The organism is Mesorhizobium salmacidum (SeqCode) (assembly GCF_037179605.1).
In the GTDB taxonomy this organism is placed as follows: Bacteria; Pseudomonadota; Alphaproteobacteria; order Rhizobiales; family Rhizobiaceae; genus Mesorhizobium; species Mesorhizobium salmacidum.
Genome location: NZ_JAPYKS010000009.1, coordinates 105,362 through 127,776 on the forward strand (window position 1 = coordinate 105,362; position 22,415 = coordinate 127,776).

At 62.3% G+C, this 22,415-nt stretch carries 24 protein-coding genes; 17 read left to right on the plus strand and 7 right to left on the minus strand.

The window, feature by feature from the left end; genetic code table 11:
• The first annotated feature begins 4 nt into the window (after positions 1-4).
• The 3 genes from O7A60_RS14235 (at position 5) to O7A60_RS14245 (ending at position 2,933) form a co-directional block, all read left to right on the plus strand.
• The gene (locus tag O7A60_RS14235) at positions 5-460 is read left to right on the plus strand and encodes a GNAT family N-acetyltransferase (protein ID WP_337106848.1); all 456 of its coding nucleotides are present in this window, start codon (positions 5-7) and stop codon (positions 458-460) included.
• A complete protein-coding gene (locus tag O7A60_RS14240) occupies positions 460-2,025 on the plus strand; it encodes an amidase (RefSeq protein ID WP_337106849.1) in 1,566 nt (521 codons plus the stop codon). The genes O7A60_RS14235 and O7A60_RS14240 overlap by 1 nt, the downstream gene beginning before the upstream one ends.
• Positions 2,026-2,135: 110 nt before the next feature.
• The gene (locus O7A60_RS14245) at positions 2,136-2,933 is read left to right on the plus strand and encodes a YdcF family protein (RefSeq protein WP_337106850.1); all 798 of its coding nucleotides are present in this window, start codon (positions 2,136-2,138) and stop codon (positions 2,931-2,933) included.
• Here the strand turns inward: O7A60_RS14245 and O7A60_RS14250 are convergent.
• Complete coding sequence (locus O7A60_RS14250) at positions 2,906-3,625, minus strand: DUF599 domain-containing protein (RefSeq protein WP_337106851.1); 720 nt, start codon at positions 3,623-3,625, stop codon at positions 2,906-2,908. The genes O7A60_RS14245 and O7A60_RS14250 overlap by 28 nt on opposite strands.
• Positions 3,626-3,795: 170 nt before the next feature.
• Between O7A60_RS14250 and O7A60_RS14255 the strand changes: the two genes are divergently transcribed.
• From O7A60_RS14255 to O7A60_RS14265, 3 genes are all read left to right on the plus strand, one after another.
• Positions 3,796-5,199 carry an L-serine ammonia-lyase gene (locus tag O7A60_RS14255; RefSeq protein WP_337106852.1) on the plus strand — a complete coding sequence of 468 codons (1,404 nt, stop codon included), beginning with the start codon at positions 3,796-3,798 and terminating at the stop codon, positions 5,197-5,199.
• Between the two features lie 76 nt (positions 5,200-5,275).
• Positions 5,276-5,713, plus strand: a complete 438-nt coding sequence (locus tag O7A60_RS14260) for a DUF1489 family protein (protein ID WP_337106853.1) — start codon at positions 5,276-5,278, stop codon at positions 5,711-5,713.
• A gap of 343 nt (positions 5,714-6,056) precedes the next feature.
• Positions 6,057-6,758, plus strand: a complete 702-nt coding sequence (locus tag O7A60_RS14265) for a DnaJ domain-containing protein (protein WP_337106854.1) — start codon at positions 6,057-6,059, stop codon at positions 6,756-6,758.
• A 46-nt stretch (positions 6,759-6,804) separates the two neighbouring features.
• Here the strand turns inward: O7A60_RS14265 and O7A60_RS14270 are convergent, their stop codons facing one another.
• Positions 6,805-8,226 carry a D-alanyl-D-alanine carboxypeptidase family protein gene (locus O7A60_RS14270; RefSeq protein ID WP_337106855.1) on the minus strand — a complete coding sequence of 474 codons (1,422 nt, stop codon included), beginning with the start codon at positions 8,224-8,226 and terminating at the stop codon, positions 6,805-6,807.
• A gap of 284 nt (positions 8,227-8,510) precedes the next feature.
• Between O7A60_RS14270 and O7A60_RS14275 the strand changes: the two genes are divergently transcribed.
• The 3 genes from O7A60_RS14275 (at position 8,511) to clpA (ending at position 11,899) form a co-directional block, all read left to right on the plus strand.
• Positions 8,511-8,840, plus strand: coding sequence for a phasin family protein (locus tag O7A60_RS14275; protein WP_027142601.1), 330 nt, complete (start codon positions 8,511-8,513; stop codon positions 8,838-8,840).
• Positions 8,841-9,094: 254 nt separating this feature from the next.
• Positions 9,095-9,424, plus strand: coding sequence for an ATP-dependent Clp protease adapter ClpS (clpS, locus tag O7A60_RS14280; RefSeq protein ID WP_010909565.1), 330 nt, complete (start codon positions 9,095-9,097; stop codon positions 9,422-9,424).
• Between the two features lie 6 nt (positions 9,425-9,430).
• The gene (gene clpA, locus O7A60_RS14285) at positions 9,431-11,899 is read left to right on the plus strand and encodes an ATP-dependent Clp protease ATP-binding subunit ClpA (protein ID WP_337106856.1); all 2,469 of its coding nucleotides are present in this window, start codon (positions 9,431-9,433) and stop codon (positions 11,897-11,899) included.
• A 193-nt stretch (positions 11,900-12,092) separates the two neighbouring features.
• On the opposite strand, the gene O7A60_RS14290 is transcribed toward clpA, so the two are convergent.
• The 4 genes from O7A60_RS14290 to O7A60_RS14305 all read right to left on the minus strand — a co-directional run bounded on the left by O7A60_RS14290 (position 12,093) and on the right by O7A60_RS14305 (position 15,231).
• On the minus strand, positions 12,093-12,524 hold the full coding sequence (locus tag O7A60_RS14290) for an HIT family protein (protein ID WP_337106857.1): 432 nt from the start codon (positions 12,522-12,524) through the stop codon (positions 12,093-12,095).
• Between the two features lie 232 nt (positions 12,525-12,756).
• A complete protein-coding gene (locus O7A60_RS14295; RefSeq protein WP_337106858.1) occupies positions 12,757-13,968 on the minus strand; it encodes a GNAT family N-acetyltransferase in 1,212 nt (403 codons plus the stop codon).
• 55 nt (positions 13,969-14,023) lie between these two features.
• Positions 14,024-14,752 carry a glycerophosphodiester phosphodiesterase gene (locus O7A60_RS14300; RefSeq protein WP_337106954.1) on the minus strand — a complete coding sequence of 243 codons (729 nt, stop codon included), beginning with the start codon at positions 14,750-14,752 and terminating at the stop codon, positions 14,024-14,026.
• Positions 14,753-14,766: 14 nt separating this feature from the next.
• Positions 14,767-15,231 carry a RidA family protein gene (locus tag O7A60_RS14305; RefSeq protein WP_015317774.1) on the minus strand — a complete coding sequence of 155 codons (465 nt, stop codon included), beginning with the start codon at positions 15,229-15,231 and terminating at the stop codon, positions 14,767-14,769.
• Between the two features lie 139 nt (positions 15,232-15,370).
• Between O7A60_RS14305 and O7A60_RS14310 the strand changes: the two genes are divergently transcribed.
• The 5 genes from O7A60_RS14310 to tsf all read left to right on the plus strand — a co-directional run bounded on the left by O7A60_RS14310 (position 15,371) and on the right by tsf (position 19,108).
• Positions 15,371-16,201 carry a cell envelope integrity EipB family protein gene (locus O7A60_RS14310; protein WP_027142607.1) on the plus strand — a complete coding sequence of 277 codons (831 nt, stop codon included), beginning with the start codon at positions 15,371-15,373 and terminating at the stop codon, positions 16,199-16,201.
• A 31-nt stretch (positions 16,202-16,232) separates the two neighbouring features.
• Complete coding sequence (locus O7A60_RS14315) at positions 16,233-16,511, plus strand: DUF4031 domain-containing protein (RefSeq protein WP_027142608.1); 279 nt, start codon at positions 16,233-16,235, stop codon at positions 16,509-16,511.
• Positions 16,508-17,119: a LysE family translocator gene (locus tag O7A60_RS14320; RefSeq protein WP_337106859.1), complete on the plus strand. Its 612-nt coding sequence runs from the start codon at positions 16,508-16,510 to the stop codon at positions 17,117-17,119. The genes O7A60_RS14315 and O7A60_RS14320 overlap by 4 nt, the downstream gene beginning before the upstream one ends.
• A 176-nt stretch (positions 17,120-17,295) precedes the next feature.
• Positions 17,296-18,078: a 30S ribosomal protein S2 gene (gene rpsB / locus O7A60_RS14325; RefSeq protein WP_140505484.1), complete on the plus strand. Its 783-nt coding sequence runs from the start codon at positions 17,296-17,298 to the stop codon at positions 18,076-18,078.
• A 109-nt stretch (positions 18,079-18,187) separates the two neighbouring features.
• Entirely contained in the window at positions 18,188-19,108 is a 921-nt protein-coding gene (tsf, locus tag O7A60_RS14330; protein ID WP_027142611.1) for a translation elongation factor Ts, read from the plus strand.
• 13 nt (positions 19,109-19,121) lie between these two features.
• Here the strand turns inward: tsf and O7A60_RS14335 are convergent, their stop codons facing one another.
• The gene (locus O7A60_RS14335; protein WP_337106860.1) at positions 19,122-20,057 is read right to left on the minus strand and encodes a LysR family transcriptional regulator; all 936 of its coding nucleotides are present in this window, start codon (positions 20,055-20,057) and stop codon (positions 19,122-19,124) included.
• A 112-nt stretch (positions 20,058-20,169) separates the two neighbouring features.
• Between O7A60_RS14335 and O7A60_RS14340 the strand changes: the two genes are divergently transcribed.
• The 3 genes from O7A60_RS14340 to O7A60_RS14350 all read left to right on the plus strand — a co-directional run bounded on the left by O7A60_RS14340 (position 20,170) and on the right by O7A60_RS14350 (position 22,332).
• Entirely contained in the window at positions 20,170-20,598 is a 429-nt protein-coding gene (locus O7A60_RS14340) for a nuclear transport factor 2 family protein (RefSeq protein WP_027142613.1), read from the plus strand.
• Positions 20,599-20,659: 61 nt separating this feature from the next.
• Positions 20,660-21,187 (plus strand): nuclear transport factor 2 family protein, encoded by a 528-nt coding sequence (locus tag O7A60_RS14345; protein WP_140505476.1) that lies wholly within the window; start codon positions 20,660-20,662, stop codon positions 21,185-21,187.
• Between the two features lie 35 nt (positions 21,188-21,222).
• The gene (locus O7A60_RS14350; RefSeq protein ID WP_337106861.1) at positions 21,223-22,332 is read left to right on the plus strand and encodes an aldo/keto reductase; all 1,110 of its coding nucleotides are present in this window, start codon (positions 21,223-21,225) and stop codon (positions 22,330-22,332) included.
• The last annotated feature ends 83 nt before the right edge of the window (positions 22,333-22,415 follow it).

Sequence of the window (22,415 nt, forward strand, 5' to 3'; positions counted from 1 at the left end):
GCCGATGGCAATCGAGATCGCCATCGAGACGCCGCTGCAGGATGACGTGCGCGACCTGGTCAGGCAACTCAACGAAACCTTGCTCGAATTGACGCCGCCGGAGCATTGCTACCATCTGACGGTCGAGCAGATGGCGGGCCATGACACGACCGTGTTCATCGCCCGCGACAACGGCACCGCCATTGGTTGTGGAGCGCTGAAGCGCCATGGCGGCGCCATTGGCGAGGTCAAACGCATGTATATCAGGCCGTCGCATCGCGGTCGGCGGATCGGTGCCAGGATTGTGGAACGCGTTGAAGCCTTGGCGCGCGGTGAAGGGCTCAAGCGGCTGGTGCTGGAGACCGGCGATCGCCATCCCGCCGCCTGGACCGTCTATGAACGTGCCGGCTTCTCGCGTTGCGGCCCGGTGCTGGATTATCCCGATTCCGAATGGTCGGTGTTTTACGAAAAGAGCCTTTGATGAGCGACCTGACCCATCTGACGATTTCGCAGGCCCGCGCCAAGCTGCGCGCCAAGGAGATCACCGCGACCGAGATCACCGAGGCCTATCTCTTGGCGATCGATCGCGCCAATCCGACGCTCAACGCCTATGTCGCGGTGACCGGCGACAAGGCGCGCGACATGGCCAAGACGTCGGACGCCAGGCTGCTCAAGGGCGAGGGCGGTGCGCTGGAAGGCATTCCGCTCGGGATCAAGGACCTGTTCGGCACCGAAGGCGTCCATACCCAGGCTTGCAGCCACGTGCTCGACGGCTTCAAGCCGCGCTATGAATCGACTGTCACATCCAATCTGTGGGCCGACGGCGCGGTCATGCTGGGCAAGCTCAACATGGACGAATTCGCCATGGGCTCGTCCAACGAGACCTCCTATTATGGCCCGGTCATCAACCCGTGGCGGCGTTCGTGCCTCGATACGGTGGTGATGCCGACGACACATCAGGGTGACGGCGGCTTCGTTTCGGCCGGCGGCACGAAAACCCAGCGCAGCCTCGACAATGCACAGCTGGTACCGGGCGGCTCTTCCGGCGGTTCGGCGACCGCTGTGTCAGCCTTCCTGTGTGCCGGTGCGACAGCGACCGACACCGGCGGTTCGATCCGCCAGCCGGCCGCCTTCACCGGCACGGTCGGAATCAAGCCGACCTATGGCCGCTGCTCGCGCTGGGGCATCGTCGCCTTTGCCTCGTCGCTCGACCAGGCCGGGCCGATCGCTCGCGACGTGCGCGACGCCGCGATCCTGCTCAAGTCGATGGCCTCGGTCGATCCGAAGGACACGACGTCCGTCGACCGGCCGGTGCCGGACTATGAGGCTGCGATCGGCAAGCCGATCAAGGGCATGAAGGTCGGCATTCCCAAGGAATACCGCGTCGACGGCATGCCGGAGGAGATCGAGGCGCTGTGGCAGAAGGGTATTGCCTGGCTCAGGGATGCCGGTGCCGAGATCGTCGACATCTCCCTGCCGCACACCAAGTATGCGCTTCCGGCCTATTACATCGTGGCGCCGGCCGAGGCTTCTTCCAACCTCGCCCGCTATGACGGCGTCCGCTACGGCTTGCGCGTGCCGGGCAAGGACATCGTTGAGATGTACGAGAAGACCCGCGCCGCCGGCTTCGGCCGCGAGGTCAAGCGCCGCATCATGATCGGTACCTATGTGCTGTCGGCCGGCTACTACGACGCCTACTATCTGCAGGCTCAGAAGGTGCGCAATCTGATCAAGCGCGACTTCGAAAACGTCTTCGCCGCCGGTGTCGATGTCATCCTGACACCGGCTACACCGTCCGCCGCCTTTGGCATCGCCGACGAGGACATGGCCGCCGATCCGGTCAAGATGTATCTCAACGACATTTTCACGGTCACCGTGAACATGGCCGGCCTGCCGGGCATTGCCGTGCCCGCCGGCCTCGATCCCAAGGGATTGCCGCTCGGCCTGCAACTGATCGGCAGGCCGTTCGAGGAAGAGACATTGTTCCAGACCGCGGCCGTCATCGAGCAGGCGGCCGGCTCATTCCAGCCGGAGAAGTGGTGGTAAGGGTATCGCTCGCCTGACGCATGATACCGAAAATCGCGATCGATTTTCGGAGAGAATCATGCGCAAAACCAAAGCATTGCAGAGCCCTTGATGCCGTAAGGGGTTGAGCGATGTTCTACTATCTTTCCAAGATCTTCTGGTTCTTCATCCAGCCGCTCAACCTGACGATCTTCCTGCTTTTGGCGGGGCTGATCACCGGGACGATCGGCCGGCGGCGACTTGCCGTCACCGGCAGCGTGCTGGCGTTTCTGATCCTTGCGCTGTCGGCCTGGACGTCGCTCGGCGCCATGATGCTCAATCCGCTGGAGGAACGCTTTCCCAAGCCGCCGCTGCCGGAGAAGGTAGACGGCATCGTCGTGCTCGGCGGCGGCTTCGAGGGCGCCATCAACCTCGCGCGTGGCGGCTATGAATTGAACAGCAGCGGCGATCGCATGGTCGAGACCGCAATCCTCGCCCGGCGTTTCCCGCAGGCAAAGGTGGTCGTCTCCGGTGGAAACGGCTCACTGTTCTTCGACGGCGAAGGTGATGCCGACACCGCTCCGCGCCTGCTCGAGGCGCTGGGTGTCCCGGCCGATCGGCTGATCCTCGAAGACAAATCCCGCAACACCTACGAGAATGCGGTCTTCAGCCACGAACTGGTCAAACCCAAACCGGGCGAGACATGGCTACTGGTGACATCAGCCTTTCACATGCCACGCGCCAAGGCGCTGTTCGACAAGGCCGGTTTTTCAACCGTTCCCTGGCCGGTCGACTATCGCACCTCCGGTCGGGAAGGCATCGGGCTGTTTCGCGACAATGCGGCCGATTCAGTGCAGAACACGACCATGGCCGTCCGCGAGTGGATCGGACTTTTCGCCTATTGGCTTTCCGGGCGTATCGATCAGCCGTTTCCGGCGCCGGGCGGCTGACCGATCACGGCGCGCCGCGCCGCCGAGAAGAACTGGCGCCGTATCAGGACGGCCAGCAGCAGAAGCGTCGACAGCACGAACACCACCGGATCCACGAACCAGCCGAGATAGCCGATCGAGAAGAACACGCCGCGCAAGCCCGAATTGAAATGCTTGCCGGCCAGCATATTCATTTGCGTCGCGCGCCACACAGCCGTTTGCGTGACGGGATTGCGCGAGGCTTCGCCATGTGGGATCGGCACGGCGCCAATCAGGATCGAGCAGTAATTGAACAGCCTGTAGGCCCAGCCGAATTTGAAGAAGGCAAAGGCCAGGATCAGCACCAGTCCCAGCACCTTGATCTGAAAGGCCGAGCGCGACGGCGCGCCGCCCAGGGGCAGGGTGCTCAGCACCTCAAGCACCCGGTCGGACGCGCCAAGCAGGGCGAAACAGCCGCCGAGCGCGATCAGTGAACTGGAGGCGAAGAAGGCGGTTCCCTGCTGCAGGCCGCTCATGATGGCGGTGTCGACGATGCGGATCTCACGCTCGGCCATGGTGCGCATCCAGGCTTCGCGTTGGGCATTCATGGCAGTCGTCAGCGACATGCGGCTAACCAGCTTGCCATCGGAAGCAAGCGTGTGCAGCACCCATGCGAGGAGGAAAAAGCCCAGCGCCGCGAGATCGGCCGTCGAAAGATAGGAGGAATCGCCCATAGGGTGAATTTATCACATCTTGATCGCTTCGATCGCCGCATGCAGCGTCGGGCAATCAATGTCGCTGCCGGAGCAAACAAGGTCGGCAGGTGCTGCGCCGCGATTGTCAAAAGAGCGGAAACATCTCGGGAATTCCTATATGTAGTCCTCGACATGATCCAGGAGACAGCGTGTTCCTTTCGGTTTTCGACCTGTTCAAGATCGGCATCGGCCCCTCGAGCTCGCACACGATGGGGCCGATGACGGCTGCGCGCCGCTTCCTCGACGAGGTCGCGGGCGACGACTGGCCGCGGCCCGCCGGTGCCAAGGTCGACCGCATCGGCGCCAGCCTGCATGGCTCGCTCGCCTATACCGGCATCGGCCATGGCAGCGACCGTGCCGTCATTCTCGGCCTTGCCGGCCAGACGCCGCAAACGGTCGACCCCGACCAGGCCGACGGCATCATCAGCCGCATCACCGCCGACAAGCTGGTTTCACCGCCCGGCCACCCATCCTACCATTTTGACCCGGCCGCCGATCTGGTGCTCGACCGCAAGACGCCGCTCACCGGTCATGCCAACGGCATGGCGTTCTACGCCTACGACGCCGGCGGCCGGTTGCTGCTCAAGCGCATCTACTATTCGATTGGCGGTGGCTTCGTGGTTTCGGAAGAAGAGCTGCAGCGGATGAAGGCAAAAGGCTCGGTCACGACCGAGAGCAAGAAGGTGCCGTATCCCTTCAAGAACGCGGTCGAGATGCTGAAGATGGCGGCCAAGAGCGGCCTTTCCATCGCCGACATGAAGCGCACCAATGAGGAAACGCAGATGTCGCGCGAGGCGCTCGACACCGGCCTGGATGCCATCTGGGATGCGATGAAGGGCTGCATCGACCGCGGCCTGTCGCAGGACGGCATCATGCCGGGTGGGCTGAAGGTGCGGCGGCGTGCCAGGCAGCTGCATGACAAGCTGCAGGAGCAGTGGCAGCAGAACCGGCCGAACCCGCTGCTCGCCAATGACTGGCTGTCGATCTATGCGATGGCCGTCAACGAGGAGAATGCCGCCGGCGGGCGTGTCGTCACCGCGCCGACCAACGGAGCGGCCGGCACGCTGCCGGCGGTGCTGCGCTACTGGCTGCATTTCCATCCCGAGGCCGACCAGCCGAGCATCCGCGACTTCCTGCTGACGGCAGCGGCTGTCGGCGGCATCATCAAGTCCAATGCGTCGATCTCCGGCGCCGAAGTCGGCTGCCAGGGCGAGGTGGGCTCAGCCTCGGCGATGGCCGCCGCCGGGCTGTGCGCCGTCATGGGCGGCACGCCCGAACAGGTCGAGAATGCCGCAGAGATCGCGCTCGAACATCATCTCGGCATGACCTGCGACCCGGTCGGCGGGCTGGTCCAGGTGCCATGTATAGAGCGCAACGCTCTGGGTGCCGTCAAGGCGGTGACGGCCGCGTCACTGGCCATCAAAGGCGACGGCGTGCATTTCGTGCCGCTCGATGCCGCGATCGAGACCATGCGCCAGACCGGCCTCGATATGAATGAAAAGTACAAGGAAACCAGCCTTGGCGGGCTTGCGGTCAATGTCGTGGAGTGTTGAGGGCTGGCCCAAACCGGCACTGTGGAGAAGTCCGTCAGGCCGTTGACGTCTCGGCGCCCCGAACTAACCTTAGCGAATGGCTCTCAATCTCCTAAAGCTTTGCGTCGGCTGCGACAGTGTCGAGGATCTCGAAGAGTGGATCGCCTTCCGTCTTGACGAGCGCCGCCGTGCCGGTGAACCAGCCGAACACTGGCACACCACCCGCATGATGCCGACACGTGGCGCCGAGGTCACCGATGGCGGCTCGCTCTACTGGGTGATCAAGGGCAGCGTGCAATGCCGCCAATTGATCACGGAGATACGGCCGTTCATCGATGACGAGGGCATCGGCCGCTGCCATTTGATGCTCGATCCCGAGGTGGTGCGCACCGACTGGCAGCCGCGCCGCGCCTTCCAGGGCTGGCGCTATCTGAAGCCAGCGGACGCTCCGGCCGATCTCGGCAAGGGCAAGGCGGGATTGGTCGAGATGCCGCCGAAACTCAGGCGCGAGCTGGCCGAACTCGGCTTGCTCTAACGCATGTCGCCCAAAAGTGACCTCGGTTTTGGGCGAACGACATGCATAACAAAGCCTCTGAAGCGCGTCGCATAGGTCCGTTTCGACGCGACGTGCTTTAGACATTTTCTGGCCCTCAATCTTGCCTCGTGCTGGACTTGCAAGCGAGGGGACAACGCCACATCTTCAAATCCATGCGCGATGAAGAACCGTCGAAGTCCACACAGGCCGCGGCGTTGCGGAACCAGTTCGCACGATGGTCCTCTTCCAGCCCGGGTAAAGGCCATGATTCTGGCGCAGAAAAAGTGTTGAAGGACATCACGCGGCTGTCCAGGCGGACAGGATACCTGCGGGGCGATGGGAAATGTTAGGCGCAATTATCGTTGTGGTCGCGTTGTTGCTGGTGCTCCTGGGGGTAGCCACGGCCTTTCTCCGCGCGGATCCGGCGCAACTCGCAAGCGGGATGAGAACCTTGGGGCCGATCCTGCTGGCGCTGGTCGGTGGCGCCGTACTCGTGGTCGGGCGTCAAGCCATCGGCGGCATTATCCTGTTCGTGGCAATCGCCTGGTACGGCGCCACGCGTACGGGCCGGCCAAATGCCAGGCCGCTTGCTGGAAAACGCTCAACCGTGCGGACAGCGGCACTCGAGATGGAACTCGATCACAATACGGGCGGCCTTGAAGGGCTAGTTCTGGCCGGCCGCCACGATGGCAAGATGCTCGGCTCGATGACCCTTGCGGAATTGCAGCATCTCTACCGCGAGCTCTCCGGCGATCCGGAGAGCCGGCAGTTGCTAGAGACGTATCTTGACGGCAGATTTCCCGTCTGGCGCAAACACGCTGAGACGAACGGTGGCGAAGGGCTGGGTGTTGCGCCAAGTCCGGGCGCCATGACTAAGGAGGAGGCCTACAAGGTCCTTGGTCTTGAAGCGGGGGCCGCCGCGGCGGATGTCCGCAAGGCGCACCGCCGCCTGATGCAGCGCCTGCACCCCGATATCGGCGGCACGTCTTTCCTGGCGGCGCGGATTAACGAAGCCAAGGACGTCTTGCTCTCCAATCACAACTAGTCTCCTTCGACGCAAAATTTTTCCGGGAGATATCTTTCACGCGGTCCTATTGCTGGACGGCGTAGCACTCGATTTTCTTCTTCTTCAAAGCGGTGCAGGCCTTCCACGCGGCATCCTTCGACCCAAAGCCGCCGAAACGGGCGCGGTAGTAGGTGACGCCGTCCTTGTCGAAAGCGACAGTGAAGCCGGAAGCGTCGGCCAGCACCTTGGGAGCCTGCTTGGTTGTGTTGTCGAGGAAAGCCTGAGCTTCGGACTGCTTCGGCGAGGAAGCGACCTGGATGGCCCAGCCTGACGGAACCGACGCGGTGTTAACCGGATCAACGGCCGGGGCCGGTTCTGCATAGGCAGCCACGACCTGTGCGGTGGCGACCTTGGGGGCGGAGACGATGACCGTCTTCACTTTCTTTGCCGGGACAACCAGCTTGGGTGCCTCTGCCTCGGCTGTATCCTCGTCCTCGCTGTCGCCCTGGGCAACGGTCGCGTCGTCCGCGACGGACGTATCGGCTTCCGCCACGGCCACCGGCTTTTCGTCCGGGGTCGGAGCGTCATGCTTGGGCAGGAGAACCTTCTCAAGTGCGTTGATGGGATTGCTGTCCGCCTTGGCGACCAGATCGCCGCCACCGCGGGTCGATGCCCTCGGCAAATAGGCGTTGATCAGACCAGCCATCTGGTTGTCGCGGCTGCCGCCCGAGGTACCGCCCATGACAACGGCGACAAGGCGGCGGTTGCCGTCAGATACGGACGAGACGAGATTGAAGCCGGAGGCGCGGGTATAGCCGGTCTTGATGCCGTCGACGCCCTTGATGCGTCCGAGCAGGCGATTGTGCCCATTGATGCGCTGGCGACCATAGAGAAAGGAGCGCTGCGCGAAATAGCCGTAGTACTGAGGAAAATGTTCCCTGAGCGCGATGCCGAGCGTGGCCATGTCGCGCGCGGTGGTGAACTGCCCCGGGTCGGGCAGGCCGTTGGCGTTGCGGAAGACGGTGCCGTTCATGCCGAGCTGCCGTGCCTTTGCCGTCATCATGCGGGCGAAATTGGTTTCGTTGCCGCCGAGCATCTCGCCGAGCGCGGTCGCCGAGTCGTTGGCCGACTTCGTGACTATCGACAGGATCGCGGTCTCGACCGCGACCGATCCGCCCGGCTTCACGCCGAGTTTGGTCGGCGCCTCGGCGGATGCATGGGCTGAAAACACGACTGGCGTGTTTCTGCTGATCTTGCCCTTCGCCATCGCTTCGAAGGTCAGATAGAGCGTCATCATCTTGGTCAGCGAGGCAGGATAGCGCCGGCCATCGGCATTGGCCGAGTAGAGCACTTTGCCGGTCTTGGCGTCGACGACGATGGCTGCCGATTTTGCCGCGAACGACGAGGCGGCACCCGCGACGACGAATGTCATCGCCATGGCGAGGATCATGATCGTTTTGAGAGGGGACGCGGATTTGGAAACGATGCCCGACAACGCCTGACGCACTGGTAGTTCCTTTGAATTTCTCGTTGCGTTGGAGGCGGCAAAGGGATCCTGCCTCACTTCCGGCCAAGCTAGCGGGGCAGCGTTACCAATCCGTTTATGGTAACCGCCGCGTTCACCATTTTCTGGCGGTTTGAGCCTTCCTTTATTTGAATTTTAGCCATTGCCGCCGCCAGCGCGGCCGCGAGCCCCTGAATTCTTGACTTTTGTGCGTCGCACAATATATATTATGCATTGCACAACGGCGCTCGGGGCAGGGCGCGTCAACCGTCCAGGGAGAGTACGAAATGACCCAGACCTATGAGGACTTCAGCAAATACGGCAAGGAGTTCACTGACACCGGATTGAAGAGCTTCGCCTCTTTGTCCAAGGGCGCGCAGGCGATCGCCACCGAGGCCGGCGAATACACCAAGAAGAGCCTCGAAGCCGGCAGCGCTGCGGTCGAGAAGCTGTTCTCGGCCAAGTCGCTGGACAAGGCGATCGAGATTCAATCCGACTATGCCAAGCAGTCCTACGAGGCGTTCGTTGCCGAGGCCACCAAGATTGGCGACCTCTATGCCGAACTCGCCAAGGAAGCCTACAAGCCGTTCGAATCGATCGTTGCCAAGGCGAAATAATTTTCGCCCGAGAATTCCAGATCCGGCCCTTTGGGCGCGGGACAAAACCCGGTCGTGGAAACGCGGCCGGGTTTTTTCATGTCAATGCTTCACGATCGCGAAATTCCGCCAAGTTGGTCACCTAGCCATATTGTCAGCTAACCAGAAGGGCTTAAAATCGTCCATCGAACACCTACATGTGAAACTCGCATGAGGATTCGAAGAGGCAGGAATACGTGACGATCGGTTTGACTGCCACGAGACGAGTGGCGCGGATGCAAAACGGCGGCGGCGACGGCAATGAGGCCGGCCGCGGGACGGCTGTCATCACGCGCACCAAAACCAAGACCAAGAAGCCCAGCCTTTACCGGGTCCTCATCCTCAACGACGACTACACTCCGATGGAGTTCGTGGTTCACGTGCTGGAGCGTTTTTTCCAGAAGGACCGCGAAGCTGCCACACGCATCATGCTTCATGTTCACAATCATGGAGTGGGCGAGTGCGGGGTCTATACATTCGAGGTGGCCGAGACCAAAGTGTCTCAGGTCATGGATTTCGCCCGACAGAATCAGCATCCGCTGCAATGCGTGATGGAGAAGAAGTGAGGTAACATGCCGGCTTTCTCCCAAGGCCTGGAAAAGGCGCTTCATCAAGCGCTGACGCTCGCCAACGAGCGGCACCATGAATATGCAACCCTTGAACACCTGCTGCTCGCGCTCATCGACGACACCGAGGCGGCCGCCGTCATGCGCGCCTGCAACGTCGATCTTGACGAGCTGAAGCATACCGTTCTGACCTACATCGACACCGAGCTCGACAATCTGGTCACCGGCTACGATGAGGATTCCAAACCGACCGCCGGTTTCCAGCGCGTCATCCAGCGCGCGGTGATCCATGTGCAGTCATCTGGCCGCGAGGAAGTGTCGGGTGCCAACGTGCTCGTCGCCATCTTCGCCGAGCGCGAAAGCCATGCCGCTTATTTCCTGCAGGAACAGCAGATGACCCGCTACGACGCGGTCAACTACATCTCGCATGGCATCGCCAAGCGTCCGGGCGCGTCCGAGAGCCGCACCCCGCGCGGCGCCGATGACGAGCAGGGCGGCCAGAACGGCGCCGAGCCCCAGGAGGAAGGCGGCAAGAAGAAGCAGCAGCAGGACGCGCTGACCGCCTATTGCGTCAACCTCAACAACAAGGCCAAGGCCGGCAAGATCGATCCGCTGATCGGCCGCGAGAGCGAGATCAACCGCACCATCCAGGTGCTGTGCCGTCGCTCTAAGAACAACCCGCTCTATGTCGGTGATCCCGGCGTCGGCAAGACGGCGATCGCCGAAGGCCTGGCCAAGCGCATTGTCGAGGGCGACGTGCCGGAAGTCCTGCACAATGCCACCATCTTCGCGCTCGACATGGGCACGCTTTTGGCCGGCACGCGCTATCGCGGTGACTTCGAGGAACGGCTGAAGCAGGTCGTCAAGGAGCTCGAGGACTATCCGGGCGCCGTGCTGTTCATCGACGAGATCCACACGGTGATCGGTGCGGGTGCTACGTCAGGCGGCGCCATGGATGCGTCGAACCTGTTGAAGCCGGCTCTGTCATCGGGTGCGATCCGCTGCATCGGTTCGACCACCTACAAGGAGTTCCGCCAGTTCTTCGAGAAGGACCGCGCGCTGGTGCGGCGCTTCCAGAAGATCGACGTCAACGAGCCGACCATCGAGGACGCCATCGAGATCATGAAGGGCCTGAAGCCTTATTATGAGGAATTCCACAAGGTGAAGTTCACCAACGAGGCGATCAAGGCCTCGGTGGAGCTGTCGGCGCGCTACATCAACGACCGCAAGCTGCCGGACAAGGCGATCGACGTGATCGACGAGACCGGCGCCTCGCAGATGCTGGTGCCGGAGGCCAAGCGCAAGAAGACGATCGGTATCAAGGAGATCGAAGCGACGATCGCCACCATGGCACGCATCCCGCCGAAAACGGTTTCGGCCGATGACGAGAAGGTGCTGCAGGGCCTGGACATCGAGCTCAAGCGCGTCGTCTACGGCCAGGACACCGCCATCACCGCGCTGACCTCGGCGATCAAGCTGGCGCGTGCCGGCCTGCGCGAACCGGAGAAGCCGATCGGCTCCTACCTGTTCTCAGGTCCGACCGGCGTCGGTAAAACCGAAGTCGCCAAGCAGTTGGCCGCCTCGCTCGGTGTCGAACTGATCCGTTTCGATATGTCGGAATATATGGAACGCCACACCGTCTCGCGGCTGATCGGCGCGCCTCCCGGCTATGTCGGCTTCGACCAGGGCGGCCTTTTGACCGACGGTGTCGACCAGCATCCGCACTGCGTGCTGCTGCTCGACGAGGTCGAAAAGGCGCATCCGGACCTGTTCAACATCCTGTTGCAGGTGATGGACCACGGCAAGCTGACCGACCACAACGGCAAGCAGATCGACTTCCGCAATGTCATCCTGATCATGACCACCAATGCGGGCGCATCCGATGCGCAGCGCGCGGCGATCGGTTTCGGTTCGACCAAGCGCGAAGGCGACGATGTCGAAGCGATCAACCGGCTGTTCACGCCGGAATTCCGCAACCGTCTCGATGCGATCATTCCGTTCGGCTCGCTGCCGGTGCCGGTCATCCATCAGGTGGTGCAGAAGTTCGTCATGCAGCTGGAAGCCCAGCTTTCCGAGCGTGGCGTCACCTTCGACCTGTCGCCGGACGCGATCGCCTGGCTCGCCGACAAGGGCTATGACGAACGCATGGGCGCGCGTCCGCTCGGCCGCGTCATCCAGGAGCACATCAAGAAACCGCTGGCCGACGAAGTGCTGTTCGGCAAGCTGAAGAAAGGCGGCACGGTGCGCGTCACCGTCGAGAAGAAGGAAACCGGCGAGACCGGCCTCAAGCTCGAATCGCTCGCCGACGAGGCGCCGGTGAAGCCGAAGAAGGAAGAGCCGGAAGACGCGCCGAAGCCATCCAAGGCCGTGACCAGGAAAGCTGCGGCAAAGAAGGTCGTGGCGCAGAAGCCCGAGCCCAAGGGCAAGGACGGCGGCAAGCGCAGCCTCGTGCCGCAACTGCCCAGAAAGAACTGAGCCTGACAAAAGTTGAAGAGAGCCCCGGAAACGGGGCTTTTTTCATTGGGTCGTCGAGGTGGCGCGTTCAGGAAGTCGAGCACCCGGGCCCTCGGGGAGGCTTCTGCCTAAGGACTGATGCAACGCCCCCGCCCGAGCGCGATCGAACGGCTCACGCGAGCGGCCGGTTCTCTCCGCGAAATGATGCGCGGAATCAGCTTCCCAGCGCGGCGCGGATCTTGTCTGCGTTCCGCGCCAGCACTTCCGGATTCTCCATCGCGCCCGTATGTGGCTTCAGCGGGATGCTGTCGAAGCGCGGGATGACATGCACGTGAAGATGATAGACGGTCTGCCCCGAAGCAGGTTCATTGAACTGCATGACGGTGACGCCGTCGGCGTCAAATGCTTTGCGGACGGCTCGCGCCACTTTCTGGACCACCGTGAAAAGCGGGCCGAACGTTGACGGGTCGGCGTCGAGCAGGTTGCGCGACGACGCTTTCGGGACCACCAGCGTATGGCCTGGTCCTTGCGGCATCACATCCATGAAAACCACGACAGCTTCGTCCTCGTACACACGCTGCGAGGGTATTTCGCCGCGCAGAATCTTTGCGAAGATGTTGTCGGTGTCGTAGGCGGTCTCAGTCATGGCGAACGCTCCGGAGTTTGCCTTGACGTCCGGTGTAGCGAAGCCACCTCCGAGCGGCAAGACGAAGCTGCGGGGCGATCAGCCGAGATCGACCATGGTGGCGTCTACGAGCGCGCGATGGAAGCGTCTTTTGCGCGACGACGCGCTGTCGAAATAAGGTGCGGCGCAGTCGTTCAACAAGGCGGCCCGTGTGGCGGACACCGGGTCGAGCGGAAGCCCGCCGGCCAGCCTGCTATTCCTCGAGATCTTTGCGGAACGGGGTATGTTCTTCCAGATATTCGCCCATCCGCGCCACCTCGCGCCGCTCGCGCCCGAGATAATCGGCGACCGCTTTGCGCAGGCCGGGGTGGGCAATGTAGTGCGCCGAATGCATGGTCACCGGCCGGTAGCCGCGCGCCAGCTTGTGCTCGCCTTGCGCGCCTGCTTCGACCACCTTCAGCTTGCGTTCGATGGCGAAATCGATGGCCTGGTGATAGCAGACCTCGAAATGCAGGTAGGGGTGATCCTCGATGCAGCCCCAGTTGCGGCCGTAGAGCGCGTCGGAGCCGATGAAGTTGATGGCGCCGGCAATGTAGCGCCCGTTGCGTTTGGCCATCACCAGCAGGATGTCGTCCGCCATGCGTTCGCCGATCAGCGAAAAGAACTGGCGGTTCAGGTAGGGGCGGCCCCATTTGCGGCTGCCGGTGTCCATATAGAAGGCGAAGAAGTCGTCCCAGGCCTTTTCGGTCAGGTCCTTGCCGATCAGCCAGTCGATCGTGATGCCGTCGGCAAGCGCTTCGCGCCGCTCCTTCTTCATCGCCTTGCGCTTGCGCGAGGCAAGCGTGGCGAGGAAGTCGTCATAGGTGGAAAAGCCTTCGTTGAAGAAATGGAATTGCTGATCGGTGCGATGCAGGAAGCCCGCGGCCTCCAGCATCGCGACGTCGCTCTCCTGCGCGAAGGTGACATGCGCCGAGGATATGCCGAGCTTGTCGGTCACCATTTTGAGCCCGGCGGCAAGCCCGGCCTTGACCGCGTCCTGATCCTCGCCCTTGCCGACCAGCAGGCGAGGGCCGGTGACCGGCGTGAACGGCACGGCACTTTGCAATTTTGGATAGTAACGGCCGCCCGCGCGCTCGAAGGCATCCGACCAGCCGTGATCGAACACATATTCGCCCTGGCTGTGCGACTTGAGATAGCAGGGAACAGCGCCCAGCAGCCTGCCTTGCGCGGTTTCCAGCCGCAGGTGATGGCCTTGCCAGCCAGTGCGCCGCACGGCGCAGCCCGAATCCTCCAGAGCGCTCAAAAAAGCGAATGAAACGAGCGGGTTATATCCGGCCGCGTCGCCGCGCGCGGTCCCGGCAAAGCCGTTCCATTCATCGCAGGTAAAGGCGCCTATGCCCGCGGCGATGCGGATCGAATAGCCCGCATTCGCCGATTGTCCGTCGCAGTCGTCGCCCTGATCCATGAGGCTTATTTAAGCTCCATTCGGGCCGCTACAAGTCACGTTTCGGGCACCCTGCTCAGGCGACTTTGACCAGGTCGGGTTCGAACCCTTCGAACGTCATCTGGTCGGCATATCTAAAGGTCAGGTCGACCGCCGGCTGGTCATGCACCGTCCAGGTAATGACAGGCATTTTGAGCTTTTCGCGCACGAAGCTGACAAACGGGTTCGGCAGATCGCCGGCGGCATAGGAGGTAAAGGAGAGTTCGTGCGCCAGCATGGAAAAATGTGCTTCGATCAGCTTGGCGTCCTTGCCATAGGCAGTCAATCCAGCCGGAACGCCGGGCGCGTGCCTGGGGAAATCGCGGATCAGCCAGTGGTCGAACGACATGATCGCCGCCTTGCCCTTGTAGCGCTTCAGCATCTTGCCGACGCGCGCCACCAGGCCTTCATCGCGACCAGGAGTTCCTTTCAGCTCGACGACCATGGGCACGCGGCCGTCGACGAGGTCGAGCGCGTCCTGCAGCGTCGGCACGTGATCCGCCGTGCCGCCGACCTTGAGCGCGGCAAGTTCGGCGGCGCTGCGTTGCCAGACGAAACCGTCCTGACCTGTCAGCCGTTGCAGATCGTCATCATGGATGACGATGGGAACGCCATCCGACGACAGATGCACGTCGCATTCGATCGCGTAGCCGCGTTCGGCCGCGACGGCGAAGGCGGAAAGCGTGTTTTCCCAGCGCGACTTGTTCATGTCGTGAAAGCCGCGATGGGCAACCGGCCGGGCAGTCAGCCAGGAGAGGTCGGTCATGTCCGCACCTTCACTCATTCGACTTCAAAGATCGCTTCGATTTCCACTGCGGCATTAAGCGGCAGGGAGGCGGTGCCGACGGCGGAGCGTGCGTGCTTGCCGCTTTCGCCAAGCGCGGCAACCAGGAAATCGGAGGCGCCGTTGGCGACCAGATGCTGTTCGACGAAGTCGGGGGCCGACGCCACGAAGACGGTGATCTTCACCAGACGGCGGATCTTCTCGAGGTCGCCAAGTGCCGCCTTGGCTTGCGCCAGGATGTTGATGGCGCAGTATTTCGCGGCGTCCTTGCCGCTTGCCGTATCGACGTCGCGGCCGAGCAGACCGCTCGCCTGCAGCTTGCCGTCCTTAAGCGGCAATTGTCCCGCCGTGAACAGCAGGTTGCCGGTCCTGCAATAGGGCACGTAGTTGGCGGCGGGCGCGGCGGCAACAGGAAGCGTCACGCCGAGATCACTTAGCCGCTTTTCGATTGTTTCACTCATTGCTTTTCCCTATTGCTGGAAGGCGCCGCGCTGGCCGGGCCGAAATTGCTATTTTTGCCTCGCTTCCGCCACGACTTTTTTTAAGCTGGACCATCTTTCCCTGCGGCCTTGCCATCAGCCGCGACGATTGGAGTACCTCATGCGCGCAGCGCGCCTTGCATTCCACGCCGTTCTGTTGTCGGCGCTGTTCCCTGTGGGCTCCGCTTTCGCCGTACCGGCGCTGCAGGCGCATCGCGCCGTCTACGATCTCACCCTCAAGAAGGCGGATGATCGATCCGGCATCACCGGTATCACCGGCCGCATGGTCTACGAGTTTAACGGCTCGGCCTGCGAAGGCTACACGGTGAAATTCCGTTTCGTCACCCAGATCGCGACCAGCGACAACACGAAGCTGACCGACCAGCAGACCACCACCTTCGAGGACGCGGAAGGCAAGGTGTTTTCTTTCGTAACGAAGTCCTTCGTCGACCAGAACCTCGACAAGGAGGTCAAGGGCGTCGCGACAAAGAATGCCAAGGGGCTGAAGGTCGATATCGACAAGCCGGAGAAGAACAGTCTTGAACTCGCGGCCACCCAGTTTCCGACCCAGCATCTGGTCGAGTTGATCGGCAAGGCCGAAAAAGGCGAAAACTTCTATCAAACCAACCTGTTCGACGGGTCGGAGGACGCCAACAAGGTGATGACGACCACGGTTGTGGTCGGCAAGAAGACCGAAGCCGACAAGGCCGATCCGGAAGCGCCGGCACTGGCGAAGCTTGCCACCGACAAATATTGGCCGGTCGACATCGCCTATTTCGACGACAGTGCCCAGAAGGGCGAGGAAGTGCCGGAATACCGGATCAGCTTCAAGCTGCACGAAAACGGCATCACCCGCGATCTTGTCATGGACTATGGCGACTTCTCCATGACCGGCAAGCTGGTCAACCTGTCGCTGTTCGACCAGACAAAGCCTTGTCCCGTATCGAAGTAGCAGCGATGCGCAAGTGAACTGGCCGGGCTTGATGGCGGTCTATGTCGATGCGGCGATCTGGAAGTGGGCAGGCCATCGCTGGTGCCATTTGATGGCCGACGACACCGAAGAACTGCATCGGTTCGCATCCCGGCTTGGCGTGAAGCGCTCGTCCTACCAGGGGCCGCCCAGGACATCGGCGCCACACTATGACATAACCGGTTTCGAGCGCGACCGCGCGGTGCGGCTCGGCGCCATCGAATGCAGCCGCGAGGAGATCGTCGCGATCTTCAGGCGCGTGCGGGTACCCAACGGAAAGGCCCGGTCATGACTCCAACGGCATTTTTCGCGTATTGCGCAGCCGTCACACTCGCCGCCGCCACACCGGGGCCAGCGATGTTCACGGTCATCACCAATGGCGTGTCGCGTGGTTTTCTTCGCGCCTTCATGGCCGGCGTGGGGGTCGCCGCCGGCGATGCCGTGCTGGTCACTCTGGCACTGCTCGGGCTGGTAGCCCTGGCCCAGACATTCGAATGGATATTCCTCCTGCTTAAATATGCAGGCGCCGCCTACCTGATTTTTCTCGGCATCAGGATGTGGCGGGCCTCGGCCACGCAACCGAACGGGCCGCAGACGGCACAGGCGAGATTGTCGCGGTTCTTCTTCCTTGGCGCGTCCATTGCGCTGGGGAACCCGAAGGCGATCCTGTTCCATGCCTCGATCATGCCGCTGATCCTCGATCTCGACACGCTGACGTTTGTCGATGGCCTGCTGGTGGTGGCCGTCGTCATCAGCGTCAATATCCTCACCATGGGTGTCTATGCGGTACTTGCGGGCCGGGCCTCGGGCTGGTTCAGGACGCCCCGGCGCATGCGACTGATGAACAGGTTCGCCGGCAGTGCCATGATAGGCACCGGAGCGCTGATTGCCGCACGCTGAGCGGAAAGCGTCACACGGCTTGCGTTTATCGCGCTTCCCCTCTATATGCCCGCTCATTCCACACACGGACTTTGGTGTCTGCCCGGGAGAAATCCGGCTGAAACCTCCGGTGGCGTTCGAGGACTTCGTCCAAAAAATGCCTGTGTCCGTGGAGGCTAACCGGAAAGGAAATGAGAATGGCACTGCCTGATTTCAGCATGCGCCAGCTTTTGGAAGCTGGCATTCACTTCGGCCACCAGACCCACCGCTGGAACCCGAAGATGGCGCCCTACATCTACGGCGCCCGCAACAACATCCACATCATCGACCTCTCGCAGACGGTGCCTTTGCTGCACCAGGCGCTGAAGCAGGTTTCCGACACCGTTGCCAAGGGCGGCCGCGTGCTGTTCGTCGGCACCAAGCGCCAGGCGTCCGACATCGTCGCCGATGCCGCGCAGCGTTCGGCCCAGTACTACGTCAATTCGCGTTGGCTCGGCGGCATGCTGACCAACTGGAAGACGATCTCGAACTCGATCCAGCGCCTGCGCAAGCTCGACGAGATGCTGGCCGGCGAGGCGCAAGGCCTGACCAAGAAGGAACGCCTGAACCTCGACCGCGAGCGCGAGAAGCTCGACAAGGCGCTCGGCGGTATCAAGGACATGGGCTCGACGCCCGACCTGATGTTCGTGATCGACACCAACAAGGAAGCGATCGCCATCCTCGAGGCCAAGCGCCTGGGCATCCCGGTCGTTGCCATCATCGATTCGAACTGCGATCCGGACAAGATCGATTTCCCGATCCCCGGCAATGACGACGCGGCCCGCGCCATCCAGCTTTATTGCGATCTGATCGCCAAGGCCGCGATTGACGGCATCGCCCGTCAGCAGGGCGCGCTCGGCATGGATATCGGCGCTTCGGTCGAAGCTCCGGTCGAGCCGGCGCTCGATCCGGCTCCGGCGTCGGAAGCCCCAGAGGCTTGATAGTCGAAGGCCGGTTTGCGGCCTTCATCTTTCTCATATTTTGGCACGCTAAACAGACGCACCATCAAATAACGATGGTGCGTCGGTGCATTTAAACAAAGAGGCGATAATGAGCATTTCGGCTGCACAGGTCAAAGAACTCCGCGACTTGACCGGCGCGGGCATGATGGACTGCAAGGCGGCGTTGAACGAGACCAACGGCAACATGGAAGAAGCCGTTGACTGGCTGCGCAAGAAGGGCATCTCCAAGGCCGACAAGAAGGCCGGCCGCACCGCCGCCGAAGGCCTGATCGGCGTCGACAACGGCGTGCGCGAAGCCGCCGTCGTCGAGGTGAATTCCGAGACTGATTTCGTCGCCCGCAATGCCGCCTTCCAGGAAATCGTCGCCAACGTCGCCAAGGTGGCGCTTGCCTATGGCACGACAGAGGCCGTGGCCGCCGCGAAGTATCCGGGTTCGGACAAGTCGGTCACCGACACCATCAAGGACGCTGTCGGCACCATTGGCGAGAACCTGGGCTTCCGTCGCTCGGCCAAGCTGACCGTGCCGCATGGCGCGGTTGCGACCTACGTCCACAATTCGGTTGCCGATGGCCTTGGCAAGCTCGGCGTGCTGGTCGCGATCGAGACTACCGGCAACGAGCACGCCGCCAATGCCTTTGGCCGCCAGGTCGCCATGCATGTCGCCGCCACCAACCCGATGGCGCTGACCGCCGAACAGATCGACCCGGCAGCGGTCGAGCGTGAGAAGGCAATCTTCTCCGACCAGGCGCGCCAGTCCGGCAAGCCGGAAGCCATCATCGAAAAGATGGTCGAGGGTCGCCTGCGCAAGTTCTATGAGGAAGTCGTGCTCTTGAAGCAGGCCTTCGTGCTCAACCCCGACATCACTGTCGAGAAGGCGCTGAAGGATGCCGAAAAGGAAATCGGCGCGCCGGCCAAGATCACGGCCTATCTGCGCTTCGCGCTCGGCGAGGGCATCGAGAAGGAAGAGTCCGATTTCGCCGCGGAAGTCGCGGCGGCGGTCAAGAAGTAAGCGTCCTACCGCTTTATTCCGACTGTGTTTTTCGGCCGGGCGTCCGCAGGGATGCCCGGCCGATTTCGTTTGCGGTATCGATAAACGCCCTGAGCTTCGGCGCCATCGCCGCGCGGCGCGGGAAGTAGAGGAAAAGGCCGGGTTCCTCGATCGCTGATTGCGGCAGAACCTGCACCAGGCGCCCGGCTGCCAGATCCGCGCGGGCCAGCGGCTCGAACATATAGGCGAGGCCGACGCCAGCGAGCGCCAGATCAATGGCGGCGAGCGAATCCGTCACGATGGCCGTACCGCTGGTTTCCATGACCACATCCTTGCCATCCTCGGTCAAATCCCAGCGATAGAGAGCCCCCGAGCGGACAAGCCGGTACCCGATGCAATTGTGGTTCGCGAGATCGGCTACTCGGCGCGGACGGCCACGTCGCCCGATATAGGCGGGAGAGGCGACGATGACGACTTTGAAGGGCTGCGTCAGGCGGATGGCAACCATGTCCTGCGCGATCATCTCGCCGAGCCGGACGCCGGCGTCGAAACCTTCGCCGACGATGTCGACCAATCCCTGATCGGCAAAAATCTCGACCGTAATGTCGGGATAGCGCTCGGCCATCGCGGCGACGACCGGCGTCACCGCCAATGGAATCGCGATGTTGGAGGCGTTGATCCTGAGCAGGCCAGACGGCCTGCCCTTGTCGCTGCGGATGCGGTCCATCCGCTCGGCAATATCCTGGAGGGCAGGGGCCGCCGTTTCCACCAGCGCCTTGCCGGCCTCGGTGAGCGAAACGCTGCGCGTCGTGCGCGCAAACAGCGGCTGGCCGATACGCTCCTCCACGAGCCGCATCGCATGGCTGACCGCCGACGGGCTCATCCCGAGTTCCGCCGCGGCAAGTGCGAAGCCGCCGCGCCGCGCAACGGCTACAATGACAGGCAGGTGGGTGAGCAGGTCTCGGTCCATTCATGAACCATATCGCACGGTCCATGCAAATCATGCAATCTTATCGAGGAGGCAAAAGCGGACCATTTAAGACGGCATCGAACAGCAAGCATCAGACAGCAAGGAGCCTCCGATGTCCGACCTTCATTCCAGACAAGCCCGCAACCTCCAGACGGTACACAGCTTCTTTGACCTGATGCACCGCAAGGATATCGACAGTTGGAGTGAACTCTGGGCCGAGGATGGCCGCATCATAGTCTTCTATCCGCCGGCGGGATTTGGCGACAGCATCGACGGCAAGGCAGCGATCGTGGCCGCCTTCAGGGGACTGTTCGGCAATTTCGAAACCTTCGAATCGCAACTGACGGCCATCTATCCCGCCGCGGACTCCGAAGCCGTGGTGGTCGAATACCGGAACCGCGCCGTGCTCGTGGGCGGCACCGAATACACCAACAGCAACATTGCCGTCTTCCATTTCGAGAATGGCCTGATCTGCGCCTATCACGACTATTTCGACCCGCGCCGGTTCCAGGTCGTTGTCGACGCGCTGTCAAAAGGCTGAAGGCGGACCTCCCCGACTGATCATCCGTCCGTTTGCAAACCTTCACCAAAGGAGAAGCGAAATGAATGCCTTGAAACACGTTACCTTCGCCGCAGGCCTTGCCTTGGCACCCGTCGATGCCGGTGGTGCCGAACCGACCGGCTGGCAGGCACTTGCCGATGAACGCGCCGTGATCCGTATCGCCGATGCCATCGACCGCGCCGTCGACGCGCAGGACTGGAAACGCGCGCGCAGCTATTTCGCGGATCGGGTCACCGCAGACTTCAGCAGCCTGTCCGGGCAGCCCGCGGCCAACATTGCCTCCGACGATCTGATCGGCGCCTGGGCCGGCAATCTCAAGGGCAGCAAGACCAGCCTGCACCTGCGCACCAATCACCAGGTCGTCCTCGAGGCGGACACGGCGACTGTTCTGTCGAACGGCTATGCCTGGAACCTGATGGAGGGCAATGGCGATCCACTCTGGGAAGTCTGGGGCACCTATGAGCACCACCTGACGCGTTCTGGCACCGCCTGGAAGGTCGATGGCTTCACCTTCCGCATGACACATGAACGCGGCAATCCCTGGGTCAAGACGACCCCGGGCCAATGACGCCCGCATCAACCGGATCAGGATCGGAAAAGACAATGACGATGAGCTACTACACACTCGGCAACAGCGGCCTGCGCGTCAGCCGGCTGGCGCTGGGCACGATGACCTTCGGCACGGAATGGGGCTGGGGCGCGGACCGGGATACGGCGCGCGCGATGTTCGACGCCTATGTCGAGGCCGGCGGCAATTTCTTCGACACCGCCGACCTTTATACCGGGGGCACCGCCGAGACCTGGCTCGGTGAATTCGTGGCCGAGCGAGGCTTGCGCGACAAGGCGGTGATCGCCACCAAGTTCACCATGAACTCGAACCCCGGCAATCCGAATGCCGGCGGCAATGGCCGCAAGAATATCATGCGTGCCGTCGACGCCTCGCTGAAGCGGCTGGGCACCGACTACATCGATCTCTATCTCATGCATATCTGGGACAGGCTGACGCCGGCCGAGGAAGTGCTGCGTACGCTCGACGATCTGGTTCGGGCAGGCAAGATACGTCACATCGGCCTGTCCGACGTGCCGGCCTGGTATGCCGGGCGGGCTCAGGCGATCGCCGAACTGCGCGGCTATGAGCCGATCTCGGCGTTGCAGCTCGAATACTCCCTGGCGGAGCGTGCCATCGAGCATGAATTCGTGCCGTTCGGGACACGTCATGGCGCCGGCATCATGGTCTGGAGCCCGCTGGCCAGCGGCCTGTTGAGCGGCAAATACCGCCCGGCGCAAGCGGGCAATGCCGGCCGACTCGACGGTTTCCGCAACACCACCCATCCCGGCTTCCAGAAATTCACGGATCACAACTGGGCTGTTGTGGCGGAGTTGGAGAAAGTCGCCGCCGAACTCGGCCGCGGCATGGCTCAGGTGGCGCTCAACTGGGTGGCGACACAGCCAGGAATCGCCACCGTCATCCTTGGGGCAACGAGACTTTCGCAGTTGCAGGACAATCTTGCCGCGCTCGATTTCTCGATACCGCCCGCGCTTCGCCAGCGGCTGGACAAGGTGAGCGGCACGCCGGCGCCGTTCCCGCATTCCTATTTCGGTCCCGAGATCCAGGTCCGTGTCGCCGGTGGTGTCGTGACCGGCGACAAGCCGTCCGGTTATGCATTGCCGGTCGTGGTCGAAGGCGAGGCTGTTGCCATCAGCAGCAACTGATCCAAAAAGCCTGGAATTTTGCACAAGGGCGCGGCGTGACATCGCCGCGCCCTTCGTGTATCCGGTCAACCCGTCATGACAGC

What these genes read in the sequence shown, in the direction of transcription:
- O7A60_RS14315 (WP_027142608.1), top strand. Translation starts at nt 16,233, where the DNA reads ATGGCGGTCTATGTCGATGCGGCGATCTGGAAGTGGGCAGGCCATCGC.
- clpS (WP_010909565.1), top strand. Translation starts at nt 9,095, where the DNA reads ATGCAAAACGGCGGCGGCGACGGCAATGAGGCCGGCCGCGGGACGGCT.
- O7A60_RS14335 (WP_337106860.1), bottom strand. Translation starts at nt 20,057, where the DNA reads ATGGACCGAGACCTGCTCACCCACCTGCCTGTCATTGTAGCCGTTGCG.
- O7A60_RS14295 (WP_337106858.1), bottom strand. Translation starts at nt 13,968, where the DNA reads ATGGATCAGGGCGACGACTGCGACGGACAATCGGCGAATGCGGGCTAT.
- O7A60_RS14290 (WP_337106857.1), bottom strand. Translation starts at nt 12,524, where the DNA reads ATGACTGAGACCGCCTACGACACCGACAACATCTTCGCAAAGATTCTG.
- clpA (WP_337106856.1), top strand. Translation starts at nt 9,431, where the DNA reads ATGCCGGCTTTCTCCCAAGGCCTGGAAAAGGCGCTTCATCAAGCGCTG.
- O7A60_RS14310 (WP_027142607.1), top strand. Translation starts at nt 15,371, where the DNA reads ATGCGCGCAGCGCGCCTTGCATTCCACGCCGTTCTGTTGTCGGCGCTG.
- O7A60_RS14320 (WP_337106859.1), top strand. Translation starts at nt 16,508, where the DNA reads ATGACTCCAACGGCATTTTTCGCGTATTGCGCAGCCGTCACACTCGCC.
- O7A60_RS14260 (WP_337106853.1), top strand. Translation starts at nt 5,276, where the DNA reads ATGGCTCTCAATCTCCTAAAGCTTTGCGTCGGCTGCGACAGTGTCGAG.
- O7A60_RS14350 (WP_337106861.1), top strand. Translation starts at nt 21,223, where the DNA reads ATGACGATGAGCTACTACACACTCGGCAACAGCGGCCTGCGCGTCAGC.
- O7A60_RS14265 (WP_337106854.1), top strand. Translation starts at nt 6,057, where the DNA reads ATGTTAGGCGCAATTATCGTTGTGGTCGCGTTGTTGCTGGTGCTCCTG.
- O7A60_RS14305 (WP_015317774.1), bottom strand. Translation starts at nt 15,231, where the DNA reads ATGAGTGAAACAATCGAAAAGCGGCTAAGTGATCTCGGCGTGACGCTT.
- rpsB (WP_140505484.1), top strand. Translation starts at nt 17,296, where the DNA reads ATGGCACTGCCTGATTTCAGCATGCGCCAGCTTTTGGAAGCTGGCATT.
- O7A60_RS14250 (WP_337106851.1), bottom strand. Translation starts at nt 3,625, where the DNA reads ATGGGCGATTCCTCCTATCTTTCGACGGCCGATCTCGCGGCGCTGGGC.
- tsf (WP_027142611.1), top strand. Translation starts at nt 18,188, where the DNA reads ATGAGCATTTCGGCTGCACAGGTCAAAGAACTCCGCGACTTGACCGGC.
- O7A60_RS14340 (WP_027142613.1), top strand. Translation starts at nt 20,170, where the DNA reads ATGTCCGACCTTCATTCCAGACAAGCCCGCAACCTCCAGACGGTACAC.
- O7A60_RS14275 (WP_027142601.1), top strand. Translation starts at nt 8,511, where the DNA reads ATGACCCAGACCTATGAGGACTTCAGCAAATACGGCAAGGAGTTCACT.
- O7A60_RS14345 (WP_140505476.1), top strand. Translation starts at nt 20,660, where the DNA reads ATGAATGCCTTGAAACACGTTACCTTCGCCGCAGGCCTTGCCTTGGCA.
- O7A60_RS14300 (WP_337106954.1), bottom strand. Translation starts at nt 14,752, where the DNA reads ATGACCGACCTCTCCTGGCTGACTGCCCGGCCGGTTGCCCATCGCGGC.
- O7A60_RS14245 (WP_337106850.1), top strand. Translation starts at nt 2,136, where the DNA reads ATGTTCTACTATCTTTCCAAGATCTTCTGGTTCTTCATCCAGCCGCTC.
- O7A60_RS14235 (WP_337106848.1), top strand. Translation starts at nt 5, where the DNA reads ATGGCAATCGAGATCGCCATCGAGACGCCGCTGCAGGATGACGTGCGC.
- O7A60_RS14240 (WP_337106849.1), top strand. Translation starts at nt 460, where the DNA reads ATGAGCGACCTGACCCATCTGACGATTTCGCAGGCCCGCGCCAAGCTG.